The sequence below is a fragment of the Streptococcus salivarius genome, from assembly GCF_002094975.1.
GTDB lineage: Bacteria > Bacillota > Bacilli > Lactobacillales > Streptococcaceae > Streptococcus > Streptococcus salivarius_D.
Genome location: NZ_CP015283.1, coordinates 1,565,004 through 1,583,619 on the forward strand (window position 1 = coordinate 1,565,004; position 18,616 = coordinate 1,583,619).

General features: G+C 38.2%; 18 protein-coding genes. 17 read left to right on the forward strand and 1 reads right to left on the reverse strand.

The annotated features are described in order from the left end of the window. Positions 1-116: 116 nt before the first annotated feature. From V471_RS07325 to trmFO, 17 genes are all read left to right on the forward strand, one after another. Complete coding sequence (locus V471_RS07325; protein ID WP_002883912.1) at positions 117-815, forward strand: GntR family transcriptional regulator; 699 nt, start codon at positions 117-119, stop codon at positions 813-815. Between the two features lie 65 nt (positions 816-880). After that, positions 881-1,213 carry a putative DNA-binding protein gene (locus V471_RS07330; RefSeq protein WP_049553743.1) on the forward strand — a complete coding sequence of 111 codons (333 nt, stop codon included), beginning with the start codon at positions 881-883 and terminating at the stop codon, positions 1,211-1,213. Between the two features lie 32 nt (positions 1,214-1,245). Then, the gene (gene ffh, locus V471_RS07335; RefSeq protein WP_002883924.1) at positions 1,246-2,808 is read left to right on the forward strand and encodes a signal recognition particle protein; all 1,563 of its coding nucleotides are present in this window, start codon (positions 1,246-1,248) and stop codon (positions 2,806-2,808) included. A 110-nt stretch (positions 2,809-2,918) separates the two neighbouring features. Beyond that, positions 2,919-3,446 (forward strand): ECF transporter S component, encoded by a 528-nt coding sequence (locus V471_RS07340; protein ID WP_049553742.1) that lies wholly within the window; start codon positions 2,919-2,921, stop codon positions 3,444-3,446. 22 nt (positions 3,447-3,468) lie between these two features. Beyond that, positions 3,469-3,981, forward strand: coding sequence for a transcription repressor NadR (locus tag V471_RS07345; protein ID WP_049553741.1), 513 nt, complete (start codon positions 3,469-3,471; stop codon positions 3,979-3,981). 97 nt (positions 3,982-4,078) lie between these two features. Further along, complete coding sequence (locus V471_RS07350; RefSeq protein WP_049553740.1) at positions 4,079-4,768, forward strand: XRE family transcriptional regulator; 690 nt, start codon at positions 4,079-4,081, stop codon at positions 4,766-4,768. A gap of 128 nt (positions 4,769-4,896) precedes the next feature. Further along, positions 4,897-5,751: a ribosome biogenesis GTPase YlqF gene (gene ylqF / locus V471_RS07355; RefSeq protein ID WP_014634567.1), complete on the forward strand. Its 855-nt coding sequence runs from the start codon at positions 4,897-4,899 to the stop codon at positions 5,749-5,751. Continuing rightward, positions 5,738-6,508 carry a ribonuclease HII gene (locus V471_RS07360; protein ID WP_084871341.1) on the forward strand — a complete coding sequence of 257 codons (771 nt, stop codon included), beginning with the start codon at positions 5,738-5,740 and terminating at the stop codon, positions 6,506-6,508. The genes ylqF and V471_RS07360 overlap by 14 nt, the downstream gene beginning before the upstream one ends. Before the next feature lie 6 nt (positions 6,509-6,514). Then, positions 6,515-7,435, forward strand: a complete 921-nt coding sequence (locus V471_RS07365; RefSeq protein ID WP_049553738.1) for an ROK family protein — start codon at positions 6,515-6,517, stop codon at positions 7,433-7,435. A 65-nt stretch (positions 7,436-7,500) separates the two neighbouring features. Further along, positions 7,501-8,340 (forward strand): DNA-processing protein DprA, encoded by an 840-nt coding sequence (gene dprA, locus V471_RS07370; protein ID WP_070847319.1) that lies wholly within the window; start codon positions 7,501-7,503, stop codon positions 8,338-8,340. A gap of 167 nt (positions 8,341-8,507) precedes the next feature. Beyond that, positions 8,508-10,652, forward strand: coding sequence for a type I DNA topoisomerase (topA, locus tag V471_RS07375; protein ID WP_004182436.1), 2,145 nt, complete (start codon positions 8,508-8,510; stop codon positions 10,650-10,652). Between the two features lie 182 nt (positions 10,653-10,834). Beyond that, entirely contained in the window at positions 10,835-11,509 is a 675-nt protein-coding gene (locus tag V471_RS07380; RefSeq protein ID WP_004182437.1) for an ABC transporter ATP-binding protein, read from the forward strand. Positions 11,510-11,513: 4 nt separating this feature from the next. After that, positions 11,514-12,242, forward strand: coding sequence for a lantibiotic immunity ABC transporter MutE/EpiE family permease subunit (locus tag V471_RS07385; protein WP_229039796.1), 729 nt, complete (start codon positions 11,514-11,516; stop codon positions 12,240-12,242). 767 nt (positions 12,243-13,009) lie between these two features. After that, complete coding sequence (locus V471_RS07395; RefSeq protein ID WP_004182440.1) at positions 13,010-13,834, forward strand: TraX family protein; 825 nt, start codon at positions 13,010-13,012, stop codon at positions 13,832-13,834. 34 nt (positions 13,835-13,868) lie between these two features. Continuing rightward, positions 13,869-14,528, forward strand: coding sequence for a response regulator transcription factor (locus tag V471_RS07400; RefSeq protein WP_004182441.1), 660 nt, complete (start codon positions 13,869-13,871; stop codon positions 14,526-14,528). Then, entirely contained in the window at positions 14,519-15,895 is a 1,377-nt protein-coding gene (locus tag V471_RS07405; protein WP_111686572.1) for a HAMP domain-containing sensor histidine kinase, read from the forward strand. The genes V471_RS07400 and V471_RS07405 overlap by 10 nt, the downstream gene beginning before the upstream one ends. Before the next feature lie 116 nt (positions 15,896-16,011). Continuing rightward, a complete protein-coding gene (trmFO, locus tag V471_RS07410; protein ID WP_013990517.1) occupies positions 16,012-17,355 on the forward strand; it encodes a methylenetetrahydrofolate--tRNA-(uracil(54)-C(5))-methyltransferase (FADH(2)-oxidizing) TrmFO in 1,344 nt (447 codons plus the stop codon). A 60-nt stretch (positions 17,356-17,415) separates the two neighbouring features. Here the strand turns inward: trmFO and V471_RS07415 are convergent, their stop codons facing one another. After that, positions 17,416-18,561 (reverse strand): cobalamin-independent methionine synthase II family protein, encoded by a 1,146-nt coding sequence (locus V471_RS07415; RefSeq protein ID WP_004182444.1) that lies wholly within the window; start codon positions 18,559-18,561, stop codon positions 17,416-17,418. Positions 18,562-18,616 lie beyond the last annotated feature (55 nt).

The window sequence follows — 18,616 nt, forward strand, 5'->3', positions numbered from 1 at the left end:
TATCACAATTTTAAGGACTTAGCACCTAGATTTATACGATAAACTGTAAGTCTTGTCGTCACCTTTACAATTCTATTAGTTTTTTTGTAAAATAGGGGTAAAGAAGGGGGTATTAGATGCTACCAGCATATATTCGCATACATGATAAGATTAAGGCAGATGTTGATGACGGCACTTGGAAAATCGGGCAACGTCTCCCTAGCGAGCGAGATCTTTGCGACACTTTTGATGTGAGTCGTATGACTGTGCGTCAGGCCATAACACTTTTAGTAGATGAGGGGATTTTAGAGCGTAAGCCAGGCAGTGGTACTTTTGTGGCTAGCAGTCGAGTTAAGGAAAAGATGCGTGGAACCACGAGTTTCACAGAGATTGTTAAATCTCAAGGTAAGAAACCGTCTAGTGAGCTTATTTCATATAAACGTGTGCATCCCAATGAATTTGAAATCAAAAATTTAGGTGTCTTACCACAGTCCTATGTGATTCGTATGGAACGTGTTCGCTTTGCGGATGATCTTCCAGTTGCCTATGAGATTGCCAGTATCCCTGAGAAAATTATCCGAGGTTTTAAGGAGTCAGAAATTACGGAACATTTCTTCAAGACACTGACCGATAATGGCTATGAAATAGGGAAAAGTCAGCAGACCATATCAGCTAGTTTGGCCAATAGTAGTTTAGCCAAGCATCTCAAGGTTAAGACTGGTGATGCTCTCTTGAGTCTGACACAGATTTCCTTCCTCCAAGACGGTCAGGCTTTCGAATATGTTCGAAGTTACTACGTTGGTGACCGTTTTGAATTTTATTTGGAGAACAATTAGAAGTCACTACTTTTTTCTGCACAAGAATCGTGCTAACACCATGATTTTATGATAAAATGAAGCTTATGGAAATTGAAAAAACCAATCGCATGAATGCCCTTTTTGAGTTCTATGCTGCACTTTTGACAGATAAGCAGATGAACTATATTGAGCTCTATTATGCGGATGATTACAGTTTGGCAGAAATTGCCGAGGAATTTGGTGTAAGTCGTCAGGCAGTATATGATAACATCAAGCGTACTGAGAAGATTTTAGAAGCTTACGAGATGAAATTACATATGTATTCAGATTACATCGTTCGTAACCAAATTTTTGATGATATCATGGAAAAATATCCAGACGATAGCTATCTTCAGGAACAAATTGCTGTGCTCAGCAGCATTGATAATAGAGATTAGATTCAAGCAGAAAGTAAGAGAGGAAATGATATATGGCTTTTGAAAGCTTAACGGAACGCTTGCAAGGCGTTTTCAAAAATTTAAGACGTAAAGGAAAACTTTCAGAGAAAGAAGTTCAAGAAGTCACTAAAGAGATTCGTTTGGCACTTCTTGAAGCAGACGTAGCGCTACCAGTCGTTAAGACATTTATTAAACGTGTTCGTGAACGTGCTGTAGGTCACGAAATCATTGATACTCTTGATGCTTCACAACAAATTATCAAGATTGTTAATGAAGAATTGACAGAGATTCTTGGGTCTGAAACATCTGAAATTGAGAAATCTCCAAAGATTCCAACAATCATTATGATGGTGGGTCTCCAAGGGGCTGGTAAGACAACCTTTGCTGGTAAATTAGCTAATAAGTTGATCAAGGAACAAGAAGCCCGTCCAATGATGATTGCGGCGGACATCTATCGTCCAGCAGCCATTGATCAGTTGAAGACTTTGGGGCAACAAATCAATGTTCCTGTTTTTGATATGGGAACAGAGACACCAGCAGTTGAGATTGTCAAAAATGGTTTGGAACAAGCGCGTGCCAATAAGAATGACTATGTCTTGATTGATACGGCTGGTCGTTTGCAGATTGACGAGACTCTCATGCAAGAGTTGCATGATATCAAGGACTTTGCTCATCCAAACGAAATTCTCTTGGTTGTGGATAGCATGATTGGTCAAGAAGCTGCTAACGTTGCCAAGGAATTCAACGAACAGTTAGATATCACTGGTGTTGTTCTTACTAAAATTGATGGGGACACACGTGGTGGTGCGGCTCTTTCTATTCGTGAGATTACCGGCAAGCCAATCAAATTTACGGGTACTGGTGAGAAAATTACGGATATCGAGACTTTCCACCCAGACCGTATGTCAAGTCGTATTTTGGGTATGGGTGACCTTCTTACCCTTATCGAAAAAGCTTCTCAAGAGTACGATGAGAAAAAATCTCTTGAGTTGGCTGAAAAGATGCGTGAAAACACTTTTGACTTCAATGACTTCATTGACCAATTAGACCAGGTACAAAATATGGGTCCAATGGAGGATTTGCTCAAGATGTTGCCAGGTATGGCTAACAATCCAGCCTTGGCTAATGTTAAAGTAGATGAGAAACAGATTGCGCGCAAACGTGCCATCGTATCATCTATGACACCTGAAGAACGTGAAAATCCAGATCTTTTGACGCCAAGTCGTCGTCGTCGTATTGCCAATGGTTCAGGGAATACCTTCATCGAAGTAAACAAGTTTATTAAAGACTTCAACCAGGCAAAACAAATGATGCAAGGTGTTATGTCTGGTGATATGGAGCAAATGATGCGTCAAATGGGTCTTAACCCAAATAATCTGCCAAAAAACATGCCAAATATGCCGGATATGGGTAATATGGACATGTCTGCTCTTGAAGGCATGATGGGTGGCGCTGGTATGCCAGATCTTGGAAATATGGATCTTAGCCAAATGCTTGGTGGTGGCCTTAAAGGTAAGGTTGGTTCATTTGCCATGAAACATGCGATGAAGCGTCAAGCTAATAAGATGAAAAAAGCTAAGAAAAAACGTAAATAAGAAACTTAGAACGCTAGGGCATTTTGCTCTAGTGTTTTTTTGAAAAATATTGACTTATATAACTATACACTGTAATATACTAATGTGTATACAGTAAAAAGGAGTAAATTATGAAACCTAAAAAGAGAATTCAAGAAATGACCTTTGCAGCTTTATTAACTGCAATTGCTATCCTTATCCCAAGTATCATGCCAATTAAACTAATCATCCCACCGGCTTCGTATACTTTGGGGAGTCATGTTCCAATATTTCTAGCTATGTTTATATCTCCCTGGGTAACTGCTTTTGTTATCTTAGCTTCTAGTTTGGGATACTTTATGGCTGGCTATCCGATTGTGGTTGTTTTTAGAGCCTTTTCACATATTATATTTGGCTTTTTAGGCGCACTCTATTTGAAAAAATTTCCACAAACGATAGAAAACCATAAATCATCATTACTTTTCAACTTTATTTTAGGACTTATCCATGCCATAGGTGAAGTTCTTGCTTGCGTGATTTTTTATTCCGTAACAGGAGAGGATTTCCAAAAACTATTCTATGTTCTCTTTGTTTTAGTTGGTTTTGGCACTATTGTCCATAGTATGATAGACTATGTTATAGCATTAACGATTTTCAAAAGTATTCGAAAAATACGCTAATTGAAAGAGGGATGGTTGGTCTATGGCTTCAAATCGAAAACAAGAATTATTGGCACTCTTAAAGGGAGCTAAAGAGGCAATGAATGGACAGAGTTTGGCGGAGCATTTTGGTGTGACACGTCAAATCATTGTTCAAGATATTGCCCTCTTGCGTGCAGATGGTGCCCAGATTATTTCAACTAATAGGGGATATATCTATAAAAGTAGCGATGACAATTCTTATGTACATCGACTATTTAAGGTGAATCATAAAGTGTCCGATATGGAGGATGAGCTTTTGGCTATTGTTGATAATGGAGGCCGTATTCAAAATATCATGATAGATCATCCAGTTTATGGAGAAATTCAGACTTTGTTGAAATTGACTTGTCGTCGAGATGTTAGTCATTTTTTAGACCAAGCCTCGTCAAATGACTTTCGCCCCTTATCTGATTTGACAAACGGTGTTCATTATCATCTTGTCGAAGCAGATAGTGAGCAAGATATAGATTATATTGAAGAGGCACTTAACCATCTAGGATTTTTAGTTAAATAATGAGATAAAAGAGAAATGTAAAAGTAGTTAGTTTCACTTGAAAACAACTGCTTTTTTTGATAAACTTATGTTAGTTTATTAACTTACGGAGGTAGCCATGTTTTCAGGACAAAGACTTAAGGAAATTCGAGAAGCACAAGGAATGAGCCAAGCATCAGTAGCTAAGCATCTAGGAATTTCACGCTCCTCTTATTTTAATTGGGAAAATGGTAAGACGAAACCCAATCAAAAGAACCTTTCGGTTTTGGCCGAACTTTTTGGTGTAGCTGAGACTTATTTTCTGTCTGAACATGAGATTGTAGAAGTCTACTTGGAACTAAATGAGGAAAATCGCCAAGAAGCTTTGCGACTCACTAAGGCTCTCCTAGAAGAGCAAGAAACAGAAAAGCAAAAAGCACCTGTTATTCCCCTTTACTCATACAAAGTTTTCGAGCGTTTATCAGCCGGAACTGGTTACACTTACTTTGGTGATGGCAATTATGATGAAGTTTTCTATGATGAAGAATTGGATCATGATTTTGCATCATGGGTATTTGGAGACTCTATGGAACCTACCTACCTAAATGGTGAAGTAGTGCTAATCAAACAAACAGGTTTTGATTATGATGGAGCTGTTTATGCTGTAGACTGGGATGGTCAAACCTATATCAAAAAGGTCTATCGTGAGGAGGACGGGCTTCGTTTAGTTTCTCTTAATAAACGTTATGGTGATAAGTTTGCACCCTATGACGAAGATCCCCGAATCATCGGTAAAATTGTCGGTAACTTTATGCCGGTTGAGGCTTAGTCAACTTTTATCGATTGGGCATCTTAAACTAAATCTGATATAATATAAGTAAAGTAAAGCCAAGTCTTTGGCTTTTTTTAAAGAGTTTAAATCATATTTTACTAAGAAAATAAAGAGGAGAGATAAACATGGCTACTATTCAATGGTTCCCTGGTCACATGTCCAAAGCCCGTCGACAAGTTCAGGAAAATCTTAAGCATGTGGATTTTGTAACAATTTTAGTGGATGCACGTTTGCCACTGTCAAGTCAAAATCCCATGCTGACTAAAATTGTTGGCGATAAACCAAAGCTTTTAATTCTCAATAAGGCTGACCTTGCTGATAGTAATCGTACAAAAGAGTGGCGTAGCTATTTTGAGAGTCAAGGAATTAAAACCTTGGCCATCAACTCCAAGGAACAATCTACAGTTAAATTGGTGACAGACGCTGCTAAGAGTCTTATGGCTGACAAGATTCAACGACTACGTGAACGCGGTATCCAGAAAGAGACCTTGCGAACCATGATTATTGGGATTCCAAATGCTGGGAAATCTACCTTGATGAATCGTTTGGCTGGTAAAAAAATTGCCGTTGTAGGAAATAAACCTGGTGTGACAAAAGGTCAACAGTGGTTGAAGTCTAATAAGGACTTGGAAATTCTGGATACTCCGGGGATTTTGTGGCCTAAGTTTGAAGATGAATTGGTCGGTTTGAAACTTGCTTTGACAGGTGCCATCAAGGACCAGCTATTGCCAATGGATGAGGTTACAATTTTTGGACTTAACTATTTTAAAACTTACTATCCTGAACGTTTAGAGGAACGCTTTAAAGGGATTGACCTTGAAGAAGAGGCACCAGAAATCATTATGGAAATGACTCGAAAACTTGGCTTCCGTGAAGATTATGACCGTTTCTATAATCTATTTGTCAAAGAAGTTCGTGATGGAAAACTAGGACGTTACACACTTGATATTGTTGGGGTCGATACTGATGGCGACAATTAAAGAAGTCAAAGAGCAATTGGCCACTTTGACAGACCTTGACGATCACCGATGGACAAGTTTTGAGGAAGATAGTCGAGCTGGTGTACAGACTGCCATTAAGCAACGCCGTAAAGCTATCCTAGCTGATATTGCTGAGGAAGAACGCTTAGAGATGATGCTCAGTTATGAAAAATCGCTTTATGCTCAGGGAGTTGAACTCATTGCAGGTGTTGATGAAGTTGGACGTGGTCCTTTGGCCGGACCAGTAGTGGCTGCAGCGGTTATCTTACCAAAGTTTTGCAAAATAAAAGGTCTCAATGACAGTAAAAAAATACCAAAATCAAAACATGAAGCTATTTATAAGCAGGTGATGAAGGAAGCGGTAGCTGTTGGGATTGGTATTAAGGACAATCATGTGATTGACGATGTCAATATTTATGAAGCAACCAAGCTTGCTATGGCTGAAGCTATTGAAAAACTTAGTCCCAAACCTGAACATTTGTTAATTGATGCCATGACTTTGGACCTACCAATAGGACAAACATCAATTATAAAAGGGGATGCTAATTCTTTATCAATTGCGGCAGCTTCTATCGTAGCAAAGGTAACCCGTGATAAGATGATGGCTGATTATGATCAGGAGTTTCCTGGTTACGCATTTGCCAAAAATGCAGGTTATGGTACCAAGGATCATTTGTCTGGCATAGATAAATTTGGTGTTACTCCAATTCATAGAAGAAGCTTTGAACCCATAAAGTCAATAATAAAAAGTAGGTGAAGTGGTGTGATTTTAGCTATTGATATTGGAGGAACCTTTATCAAGTTTGGGTTAGTTGATGATGATTTTAAGATTAGCAATCAATCTAAAGTGTCAACTCCAACAACGTTAGACGACTTTTGGTTGACTTTAGAGCATATTGTCTCGTCTCAAAAGGATATCATTTCTGGGATTGCCATTGCGTGCCCTGGAGAAATCAATAGTAAATGTGGCTTCATTTTCAAGGGCGGTCTTATCCCTTATTTAACGGCTATTCCTCTTGGGTCACGATTGACTAAAACATTCCAACTCCCTGTAAAGGTTATTAATGATGCTGATTCGGCAGCTTTGGCTGAAGCCAGATATGGAAGTCTACAAGACTTAGATTGTGGGGCTGCCTTGGTTTTAGGTACGGGTGTTGGTTTAGGACTTGTTTCACAGAAAGAGTTGCTATCACCTCTGTCAGTCACCCAATATCTGAGAGCTCCAAGTCCCCAAAGCATGAATCAAACCTCTCTGCCCTTCCAGTGGGAATTGTTTATGCATGGCTTAGTAAGTCTTGTCGATAATAAGGGGTCTGCAGTAGGCTTTATTCATGAAGCCAGTCAATTACTTGGGTTAAATCAAGACGACGGTCCAGCCGTATTCTCAGCTATAGAGGGAAATCAATCGGAAGAGCTAAATCTTTTATTTAAAGACTATTGTCATGAAATTGCTGTTCTTGTGCTAAATTTACAGAGCTTCTTTAGGCTGGAGAAAGTTGTTATCGGTGGTGGTATCAGTAGGCAAGGTACTTTAATAGAAGGAGTATGCAATGCCTATGAGGAGTTATTTAAGGATAAGTCTGAATTAGGTCTTGAGCCTATGACTATTCAAGCTTGTCATTTCCATAACGATAGTAACCTACTAGGAGCGGCGTCTTATTTTGCCTCTGAAATTGATTTGTAATCACGGAAGTTCCATAATGGAGCTTTTTTCTTTTCTGTTACGAATAATGAAAAGGAGGTATCTATATGAATAATTTTGAACTTTTTAAACTTAAAGCCGCTGGGTTGACGAATTTAAATATCTTAAATATTTTGGACTATCAAAAGACTCAAGATAGAAAATTGAGTTTACGTGATATGGCAGTGGTATCCAAGTCTAAAAATGCCGTTCTTTTTATGGAAAAATACAAGAGTTTAGATATTAAGCAACTCAAAGAACAATTCGACCATTTTCCTACGTTATCGATTTTTGATAAAGAATATCCCATTGAGCTGAAGCATACCTATAATCCTCCTGTCCTCCTTTATTATCAGGGGAATCTTGATTTACTGAGTAAACCAAAGCTAGCTGTTGTTGGGGCAAGAAAGTGTTCTGAAACAGGCAAACAGTCTGTCCGTAAAATTGTTAGTGAACTTGGGAATCACTTTACTATTGTGAGTGGATTGGCGCGTGGGATTGATACTTGTGCGCATATGGAGGCCTTGAAAAATAAGGGAAACACTATTGCAGTTATCGGGACAGGACTTGATGTTTATTATCCTAAAGAAAATAAAGCTTTGCAGGACTATATGGCCAAAAATCATTTAGTTCTTACAGAATATGGACCAGGTGAGCAGCCTCTCAAGTACCACTTTCCTGAACGCAATCGGATTATTTCTGGATTGTGTCAAGGAGTTATGGTTGTAGAAGCTAAGCTTCGCTCAGGAAGTCTGATTACTTGTGAGCGTGCCATGGAAGAAGGTAGAGATGTTTTTGCTATTCCAGGAAATATTTTAGATGGAAAGTCAGATGGATGCCATCACTTAATTCAGGAGGGTGCAAAGTGCATTACGACAGGGTTTGACATCCTTTCAGAGTTTTCTTGAAAATCAAACTTCTCCTATAGAGATAAAGTTTTTTATTGACAGTTAAAGAAAAGGAAGGTATCATGTTAGTTGCTCGGTCCAAGATGTTTCATTTTTTAATGTCTTGTGACTAGATTTTAGACAGATTAGTGGCGCAGCCAGTTTATAACATTATAAGGAAATAGTCTATGGCGACAGCAACGACAACAAAAACGAAAACTAAAACAACAAAGAAAACGACAGCCAAAAAGGCGACTAAAAAGAGAGCGACACCAAAGAAAAATTTGGTCATCGTGGAGTCTCCTGCTAAAGCGAAAACGATTGAGAAGTATCTTGGCCGCAACTATAAAGTTGTAGCCTCTGTTGGGCATATTCGTGATTTGAAAAAATCAAGTATGTCTATTGATTTTGAAAACAACTACGAACCTCAGTACATTAATATTCGTGGTAAGGGACCTCTTATCAATGAATTGAAGAAAGAAGCTAAAAAAGCCAAGCAAGTCTTTCTCGCAAGTGACCCGGACCGTGAAGGGGAAGCCATTTCATGGCATTTGTCACATATTCTTGGATTAGAGCCAGATGATAAGAATCGTGTCGTTTTTAACGAAATCACTAAAGATGCAGTAAAAAATGCCTTTGTAGAGCCACGCGCCATTGACATGGACTTGGTAGATGCTCAGCAAGCTCGTCGTGTCTTGGACCGTATTGTGGGTTACTCTATTTCACCGCTTCTATGGAAGAAGGTTAAGAAAGGTCTTTCTGCAGGTCGTGTACAATCAGTAGCGCTTAAGCTTATTATTGACCGTGAAAATGAAATTAAGGCCTTTAAACCAGAAGAATACTGGACTATTGATGGTGCCTTTAAGAAGGGTGCTAAGAAGTTTCAGGCTAGCTTCTATGGCTTAGATGGTAAAAAGCTTAAGCTCAACAATAATGAGGATGTTCAAGCCGTTCTCTCTCGTATCACAAGTGATGACTTTAACGTAGATAAAGTAGAGAAAAAAGAACGCCGTCGTAATGCGCCATTGCCATATACAACTTCATCTCTCCAACAGGATGCTGCTAATAAGATTAACTTCCGAACACGTAAGACCATGATGGTTGCTCAACAGTTGTATGAAGGAATTAATTTGGGTTCAGGAGCTCAAGGTTTGATTACCTATATGCGTACGGACTCTACACGTATCAGTCCAGTGGCACAAAACCAGGCTGCTGAATTTATTACAGAACGCTTTGGTTCTAAGTATTCAAAACATGGCAGCAAGGTGAAAAATAGTTCGGGAGCACAAGACGCCCATGAGGCTATTCGTCCGTCAAATGTTTTCCAAACACCAGAAAGCATCGCTAAGTATTTGGATAAGGATCAGCTTAAGCTCTATACTCTTATCTGGAATCGTTTTGTAGCGAGTCAAATGACAGCTGCAGTATTTGATACGATGAAGGTGACCTTGTCTCAAAACGGAGTCATTTTCACTGCAAATGGTAGCCAAATCAAGTTCGATGGTTATATGGCCGTTTACAACGATTCTGATAAGAACAAAATGCTTCCTGATATGGCAGAAGGTGATACGGTTAAGAAGGTTGTGACAACGCCTGAACAACACTTCACGCAACCACCTGCCCGCTATTCTGAAGCGACTCTGATTAAGACGCTGGAAGAAAATGGTGTTGGTCGTCCGTCAACTTATGCACCGACACTTGATGTTATTCAACGTCGTTACTATGTTAAATTAGTAGCTAAACGTTTTGAACCAACAGAACTTGGTGAAATCGTTAATAGCTTAATCGTCGAATTCTTCCCTGACATCGTGGATGTTAAATTCACTGCCGAGATGGAAGGAAAACTCGATAAAGTTGAAATCGGTAAAGAGCAGTGGCAAAAGGTTATTGATGAGTTCTTCAAACCTTTCCAAAAAGAATTGGAAAAAGCTGAAGAAGGTATTGAAAAAATCCAAATCAAGGATGAGCCAGCTGGTTTTGATTGTGACCTCTGTGGTCACCCAATGGTCATCAAACTTGGTCGATATGGTAAGTTTTATGCATGTAGTAACTTCCCAGATTGTCACAATACTAAAGCCATAACCAAAGAAATTGGCGTTACTTGTCCAACCTGTGGTAAAGGTCAGGTCATCGAACGTAAGACAAAACGAAATCGTGTCTTCTATGGTTGTGATCGCTATCCTGACTGTGAATTTACATCGTGGGATATCCCTGTTGGACGTAACTGTCCTAAATCAGGCGATTATCTTGTCGAGAAGAAAGTCCGTGGTGGCGGCAAGCAAGTTATCTGTAGTAACGAAGAGTGTGACTACAAAGAATCTATTGTTAAATAAAAAGAAAGCTATCTCAAGTTAAGTCCTGAGATAGTTTTTTTGTATTTTATCAAAAAACTGATACTTTCCTTAAATTTGTTTTTTATACTAAGGATGGAAAGAAAGGAGATTAAGTGGTTTTCTGATATTAGATAAATATAAGCTTATATTGAAAACAGAACTATTCTAAAAGAGGTGTACAAATGCAAATAACTGTTAAACAACTTTCAAAATCCTACAAAGATAAGACTATTTTAGACAACATCACATTTACAATTGAATCTGGAACAGTTTCTGGTCTATTAGGAGTAAATGGTGCTGGTAAGTCAACTCTGATGAAAATTCTTTTTGGTTTAGTCCAAAAAAGTAGTGGAGAAATTCGATTTGATGGATCATCCAAAAACAAACATTTATTAGGTGCATTAATCGAAGCACCTGCAATTTATCACAATCTTTCAGCTTTTGATAATCTAAAAACAAAAGCGTTGTTATATGATATTCCTGATTCCAAAATTTTTGAAACCTTAGAAATAATTGGACTTTCAAATACTGGAAAGAAAAAAGCCGGTAAATTTTCATTAGGTATGAAGCAGCGACTTGGGATTGGTATGGCTATTTTAACTGATCCCCAATTTTTAATTCTAGATGAGCCTACTAATGGACTTGATCCTGATGGAATTAATGAACTGCTAGACCTTATTCGTTCCTTAAAAGCAGAAGGAATGACAATTCTAGTTTCCAGTCATCAACTTCTAGAAATTAGTAAGGTTGCTGATCATATTCTTATTCTCGATAAAGGTAAGATTCAATATGATGGTGAAAACAAAAATGTAGATAGTCTTGAGAGACTCTTCTTTAAAATTGTTCATGGGGGTTAGTGATATGCAAAAGATATTCTATTCGGAATTGCTCAAATTACGACATTTAGGAACTACTAAATTCTTAATCATCATACCATTTTTAACCGTTCTTATAGCCTTTTTAATGGGAGGGTTACAGATTTTTGTTCCTTTCTCGGTTTATTGGTGGGAAGCTATCTTTTTATATCTTGTAAATGGTCTTTTGTTTATAGTCGATAGACGTTTAGAAGACCAGGCTGGGCATTTTCAAAATGTTACAAATGGATATTTCACTTGGAAAATTATCTTGATGAAAATGGTGCTTATAGGAATGAGGACATTGATTTCTAGTTTATTCTTACTTGCTTTCCTCAGTCTCGTTGCATTTATTTACACAGGTTTTATTCCAATAAATATTCCTAAAACAGCTATTTCCTTAATCTTAATTTGGATGACAACTTTATGGAACATTCCTTTACTTTACCTAATGTCTAAATACATGAGTCAATTCATCCTATTAGTTCTTAATACATTGGTTTGTCTTTTAATAGCACCCTTTATTGCTCAGAGTCCACTTTGGTTCGTTTTCCCCTATACTTATCACTATAAAATAGCTCAATTTTTATTAAATCTTAAACCATCGGGGGATATTATTGTAAATACGAATCATACTAGCATTCTTCAAGTGTTACTTACGATGATACTATCAATAGTAGTGACATTGTTTTTATCTTTTTCACTTCAAAGGAGGCAATTAAATGCTAAGGAGTGAGTTACTAAAATTTAAGAATACTTTCGGTCTTTATCTTATTCTCAGTTTTGCTGTCTTAGAGATCATTACAATTCCAATGTATGTGAGCTTCGTTCCTAATGGTTTTTCTCTAACTAATTTAGCCATATTATCTTTTTTATGCTATCCGCTATTGACATCATTTTTGTCAATTTTAGGGATTGAACAAGAAAAACACGCTAATCATTATCAAGAAATATCGAGTTATCCTAAGCAAAGACGTTTATGGTTGGCTAAACTTTTAATATCAGACATAGTCCTTAGCCTACCTTCTTTATTCAGTTGGCTTATCATAAACCTCCTTCTTATGAATAGTGTTAATGGATTTGTAGTAAGTCTATCAAGTTGGATGTTAATAGTCTTTCTTAATCATTTTCACTACTTTATACAAGTGAGTCTGAACAGTGTTAGTAATATTATAATCTCTATGGTTGAAATTATTTTTATTATTTTTGCTAGTAATAAAGTTTTCTTGTCTACTCATTGGCTTCCTATTGCTTTACCTTTCAATAGCCTTATCCTTAGTGATTGGAGCCAACTCAATTCCCTTCCTTTATGGATTGTTGGGGTGACTTTGTTATTTATATGTTTAATAGATTATAGAACCAAAAAATAATATAAGAAATAACATAGATAGTGTATTAGTCTTTCGTGGTTATCCTAAAATTTGGTTAGTAGTTTGTCGGAAAAGTAAACTATGTTAGTTAATTTGTTTTTTATACTAAGGATGAAAAGAAAGGAGAGTTATTATGAAACGTTTTAGTCTATCAGGTTTCCAACTCAAATATATAGCCCTAATTACTATGGTATTCGACCATATTCAATATTTTTTTGAATATACAGGAAAAATACCCATTTGGTTTACTATGATTGGGAGATTAGCGGCCCCCTTATTTCTATTTGCTGTGATTGAAGGTTTCGTCCATACACACAATCGAAAAAAATACTTCCTAAGGATTTATGCTTTAGCTATTTTGATGGGATTGATTCAGTTTGGATTTTATAATTTTTTACATCCTCTTGTAAGGCCAGATGGTTTCTTTCCACAAAATATGATGTTGTCATCATTCGTTATCTTGCTCGTTGCTCTTCAAGGTATCGCTTGGATTCAAGAAAGGAAATATCTAAAAGGAATCCCAACCTTACTTTTTCCAATATTACTCCCATTGCTAATGTTGCCTTTTTATCTGCTAAGTGTGAACAAACCTATGTTAGGTTTTCTACTTAAATTACTCAATTTTACAGTGCTACCAGTTCATACATTTATCAGCGATGGAGGAACGTGGTTACTTTTGACTGGTATCGCTATGTATCTTTGTCACAAGAATCTTAAGAAAGAAGTGCTTGCTTTTGTGAGTGTTAGTCTAGTTTGGGCACTAATAGCGATTGTTCTAAGTAGACCTTCTTTTCACGATTTAATGTTTAAATACATTGAATGGATGGAAATATTTGCAGCTCCCTTAATGCTTTGTTATAACGGTCAAAGAGGTAAAGGGTCAAAATATTTGTTCTATGTCTTTTACCCAACACATATTTATCTACTTTACGCCTTGTCAGTTATCTTCTATAGATGATATGATAAGGGTACTTTGTATGAAAGGAGAGGTTATGGCTCAGATACTTGTCGTTGATGATCAGGAAGATATTGTTCAATTTGTTGTAAAGGCTTTAGAGCTCCAAAATCATAAGGTGACGGGGCTTACAAGTGTTTTAGATTTGGATAAGAACTCGTTGCCACGGTTTGACTTGATTTTACTGGATATTATGATGCCTGATGTTGACGGTCTCCAGTTTTGTCATGACATTCGGGATCAGGTGGATTGTCCTATACTCTTTATTACAGCTAAAACACAAGAGGCAGATATTGTCCAGGGGTTGACTTATGGTGCAGATGATTATATTTGTAAGCCATTTGGGATTAAAGAACTTCAAGCGCGTGTGGCTGCTCACTTGAGACGTGAACATCGTGAGCGCCACCATAAGCTATTAATTGAAAATATTCAGTTTGATTTGTCTGCTCAGGAGCTTTATGTTGAGAATCAGTTGTTAGATTTGACTAGGTCAGAATATCGTATTTGTCAGTTTCTGGCTGAAAATAAGGGCCAAGTCTTTTCCAAAGAGCAAATCTACACGCATTTGTACGGCTATGAGGATAAAGGGAGTCCGACAGCAGTGGCTGAACATATCAAAAATATCCGTGCAAAGCTCAAAAATGTTGGGCAAAATCCTATTGAAACAGTCTGGGGGATTGGTTACAAGTGGCACTAATTAAAAAACGAGAACACTCTCTAAGAACAATCTTATTATCTTATGTCGTCAGTCTTACAGTTCTATCAGCAATCAGTAGCCTGCTTATTTTGTCTTTGTTCAGCTTGTCTTATCGTTTTGGCGTTGTGTTTCCAGCAAATCAGGTAGAAAGTGATTTGTCTGCTGTCAGGAATGAAATTGAAACTTCTAAGGTATTTAATCCAGATGTCTTGCCCGATGGTACTCGCTATGTCTTTTTGACTAGAGATTTTAAGCTTAAAAAGTCTAACATGCCAGTTAACTTGCAAGAAGAATCCTTACTAAATTACCAATTCAAGAATGCTCACGGTGGAATATACGGCTATTTTCAGTCTTTTGAACGGTCAGATGGCATAGTCATTGTCAATTATCAACTATCACCTCGGTACCGTAATGAGTGGATGAACCAGCATTTTCCCAATGCTGATCTATTGATGATTGGCTCAATGATGGTGTCTATCCTACTCATATTTATTACTTTAACTTTTTACTATGCTAGTAAATTGAGTCGAGAGTTGAGACCAATATTGAAGGCAACAGAGAAAATAGCAGAGCAAGACTTGGATTTTCAAACGTCCAAATCTAAAATTACTGAGTTTAACCAGGTTTTAAATGGTTTGGATCATATGCGAGTAGCACTTCGTGAGTCTTTGATGGAAAATTGGAAGTCAGAGCAAGATAAACAAAATCAGATTTCTGCCCTGACACATGATTTAAAGACACCACTGTCAGTCGCCCGCGGGAATGCAGAACTCTTAGCTATGACCTCCTTAGATGCAGAACAGACGGATTTGTTAGAGCATTTTCAAAAAGGGATTGCACAGGTTGATGCTTATGTGAGAGAGTTGTCTGAACTCAACAAAACGAGTTTGAAGAAAACCTTGACGCTTGAAGAAATTCCAGTTAAGGAATTTATTGAAGACATTTACGATCAAAGCTTGTCATTAGCTCAAACGAAACAAATCAATGTGGTATTTGACAAGAAGGAAATTGAGAAAGAAACCATAGGCAATTGGGACAGGTCCTTGTTGAATCGAGCTTTTATGAATATCGTTTCGAATGCGGTAGAGCATACGCCTAGTGGTAGTCAGTTGCTCTTAACTGCTAGGGTAGAAGATGATGAATTCAAGTTTATCTGCCTTGATTCTGGTCCTGGATTTTCCCTTGAATCACTTGAAAAGGCCACTCAGCTCTTTTATCAAGAGGATAAAAGTAGACAGAGCCGCAATCATAGTGGACTTGGTCTGACTATTGCTAATGATATTATTCGCTTACACCACGGTAGTCTTTCTCTTTCAAATGACAATGGCACAGGTGGTGCTAGAGTGACTATCATTTTACCCCTTTAAATACAGATGACTCCTAGTCGCCAGATGAGGAGTTTTTTGCTATACTACTAAGAGTAAAATGAAGAAAGATTTGTGGGGGCAGGATTCTATCTTGTTCCCGAAGAGGTATTAGTGTCATGTCTCAATCAAAAGCAGATTATATTAACGTGATTGGAGCTGGTTTGGCCGGATCCGAGGCGGCTTATCAGATTGCCAAACGTGGTATTCCAGTAAAACTTTATGAAATGCGTGGGGTCAAAGCAACACCACAGCATAAGACAACAAATTTTGCAGAATTGGTTTGCTCTAACTCTTTCCGTGGAGATAGTTTGACCAATGCTGTTGGGCTTCTTAAAGAAGAAATGCGTCGCTTGGACTCTATCATTATGCGTAATGGAGAAGCTCACCGTGTGCCAGCTGGTGGTGCCATGGCGGTGGACCGTGAAGGTTATGCAGAAGCTGTTACAGCGGAAATTGAAAATCATCCATTAATTGAAGTTATCCGTGAAGAAATCACAGAAATTCCTGATGATGCCATTACAGTTATTGCCTCAGGACCATTGACTTCTGATGCTCTAGCTGAAAAAATTCATGAGCTTAACGGTGGAGATGGCTTCTATTTCTATGATGCCGCTGCACCAATCGTTGATAAAGCGACTATCGATATGAACAAGGTTTACCTTAAGTCACGCTATGACAAGGGTGAAGCAGCTTATCTAAACTGTCCAATGACTAAGGAAGAGTTCATGGCTTTCCATGAGGCCTTGACAACAGCTGAAGAAGCTCCTTTGAATTCCTTTGAAAAAGAAAAGTATTTCGAAGGGTGTATGCCTATCGAGGTCATGGCTAAACGTGGCATTAAGACAATGCTCTATGGCCCTATGAAACCAGTTGGTTTGGAGTATCCTGAGGATTATAAAGGACCACGTGACGGTGATTTCAAGACACCTTATGCGGTTGTTCAGCTTCGTCAGGACAATGCGGCTGGTAGCCTCTACAATATCGTTGGTTTCCAAACCCACCTCAAATGGGGCGAGCAAAAGCGTGTCTTCCAAATGATTCCAGGACTTGAAAATGCTGAATTTGTACGTTATGGGGTTATGCACCGTAACTCTTACATGGATTCGCCAAATTTGTTAAAACAAACCTTCCAATCAAAATCAAACCCTAATTTGTTCTTTGCAGGGCAAATGACCGGTGTTGAAGGTTATGTTGAATCAGCTGCTTCAGGTTTGGTTGCTGGAATCAATGCTGCCCGTCTCTTTAAGGGTGAAGAAGAAGTCATCTTCCCTCACACAACAGCTATCGGTAGTCTTCCATACTATGTGACTCACGCTGAAAGTAAACATTTCCAACCAATGAATGTTAACTTCGGTATTATCAAAGAGTTGGAAGGTCCACGTATTCGTGACAAGAAAGAGCGTTACGAAAAAATTGCTGAGCGTGCTCTTAAAGATTTACAACCTTTTATTCAAGCTTAGTCAACATTAAAATCCCTTACCGAATGCGGTAAGGGATTTTTCAGATCTAAAAGTATTCAATTAACCAAAGAATTTCTTAGCGATATCTTGACCTTGTTTAATTTTAGCCCATTGTTGTGGTGTTGCCAATTCATTACCTGAGTCACATGAGGCGAAACCACATTGGTGAGAAAGGAAGAGACGCTCTTTAGGAAGGATTTGACTAGCTTTTTCAAGCAAGTCAAGAACACGTTCTTCGTCATCAAGTTCAGTTGTTTTAGATGACAAAAGTCCTAGTACAACTTCAGCCTTGCTGTCTTTGAGGGCTTCGAGAGCCTTGATGTCGCCAGCAGTATCGCTGTCCCATTCAAGGAAGAAGCGATCATAGTGTTGCTCTGCCAAGAACTTCTTAGCAATGGCTTCGTAAGTTCCTTCGGCAGCAGAACGGCTTTCATAGTTACCACGACAGTTGTGTGTCCAAACCGTTAAACCAAGTTCGTGAGCATAGTCTACAACCTCGTTATTGATAGCTACAAACTCATCAGCCAATTCTGCCAAATCAGAATTAGCTTCCGCAAAGAAACTTGCAGGGTTTGATGGGTCAAAGAGTTCCCAGAGACAGTCATCAAATTGAACGATTTTTCCACCTACTGCCTTGTATTCTTCCAAGAATTCTTTATAGGCATTAATCAAACCTTTTTTGAGGTCTTCATTAGTTTCATAGACTTGCCCAGGACCAGCCAAACGGTCAAAGATAGCAAGTTCAGTATAAGCATGAGCTGGACCCCAGATAGTTTGTTTAGTATCTTCATCACCAGCTTCAGCTTTAACCAATTTATAGATATCTAGATAATGGTGGTTTTTACCTGAGAGTGGTTCAGTGATACGAATACCAATATCTTTACGAGTCTCATATTGTCCGCCATCGTGGTCTTTGAATGTATAACCGTGCTCAGCAATGTAGCGTTCAATACCTTTGAGACCCCAGACAAAGTCCAAGTGCCACATAGAACGCCCAAACTCACCATCAGTAAGAATATCAATACCGTTAGCCTGTTGGTCAGCCACAATTTGCTTAATATCTGCAGTTTCAGTTTCTTGATAACCGTGGAGGGCATCGTAGAAAGGATACTGGATATCGTCACGGTGCTCGATTTCGTCCTTGTATTTACGGAGATCTGCAGGACGAAGGAGAGAACCAACTAATTGAAATTTAGATTTTGTCATAAGATTCACCTCAAAATAAGATTTTACAACTATAATACTTTTTATTTATTTCGAT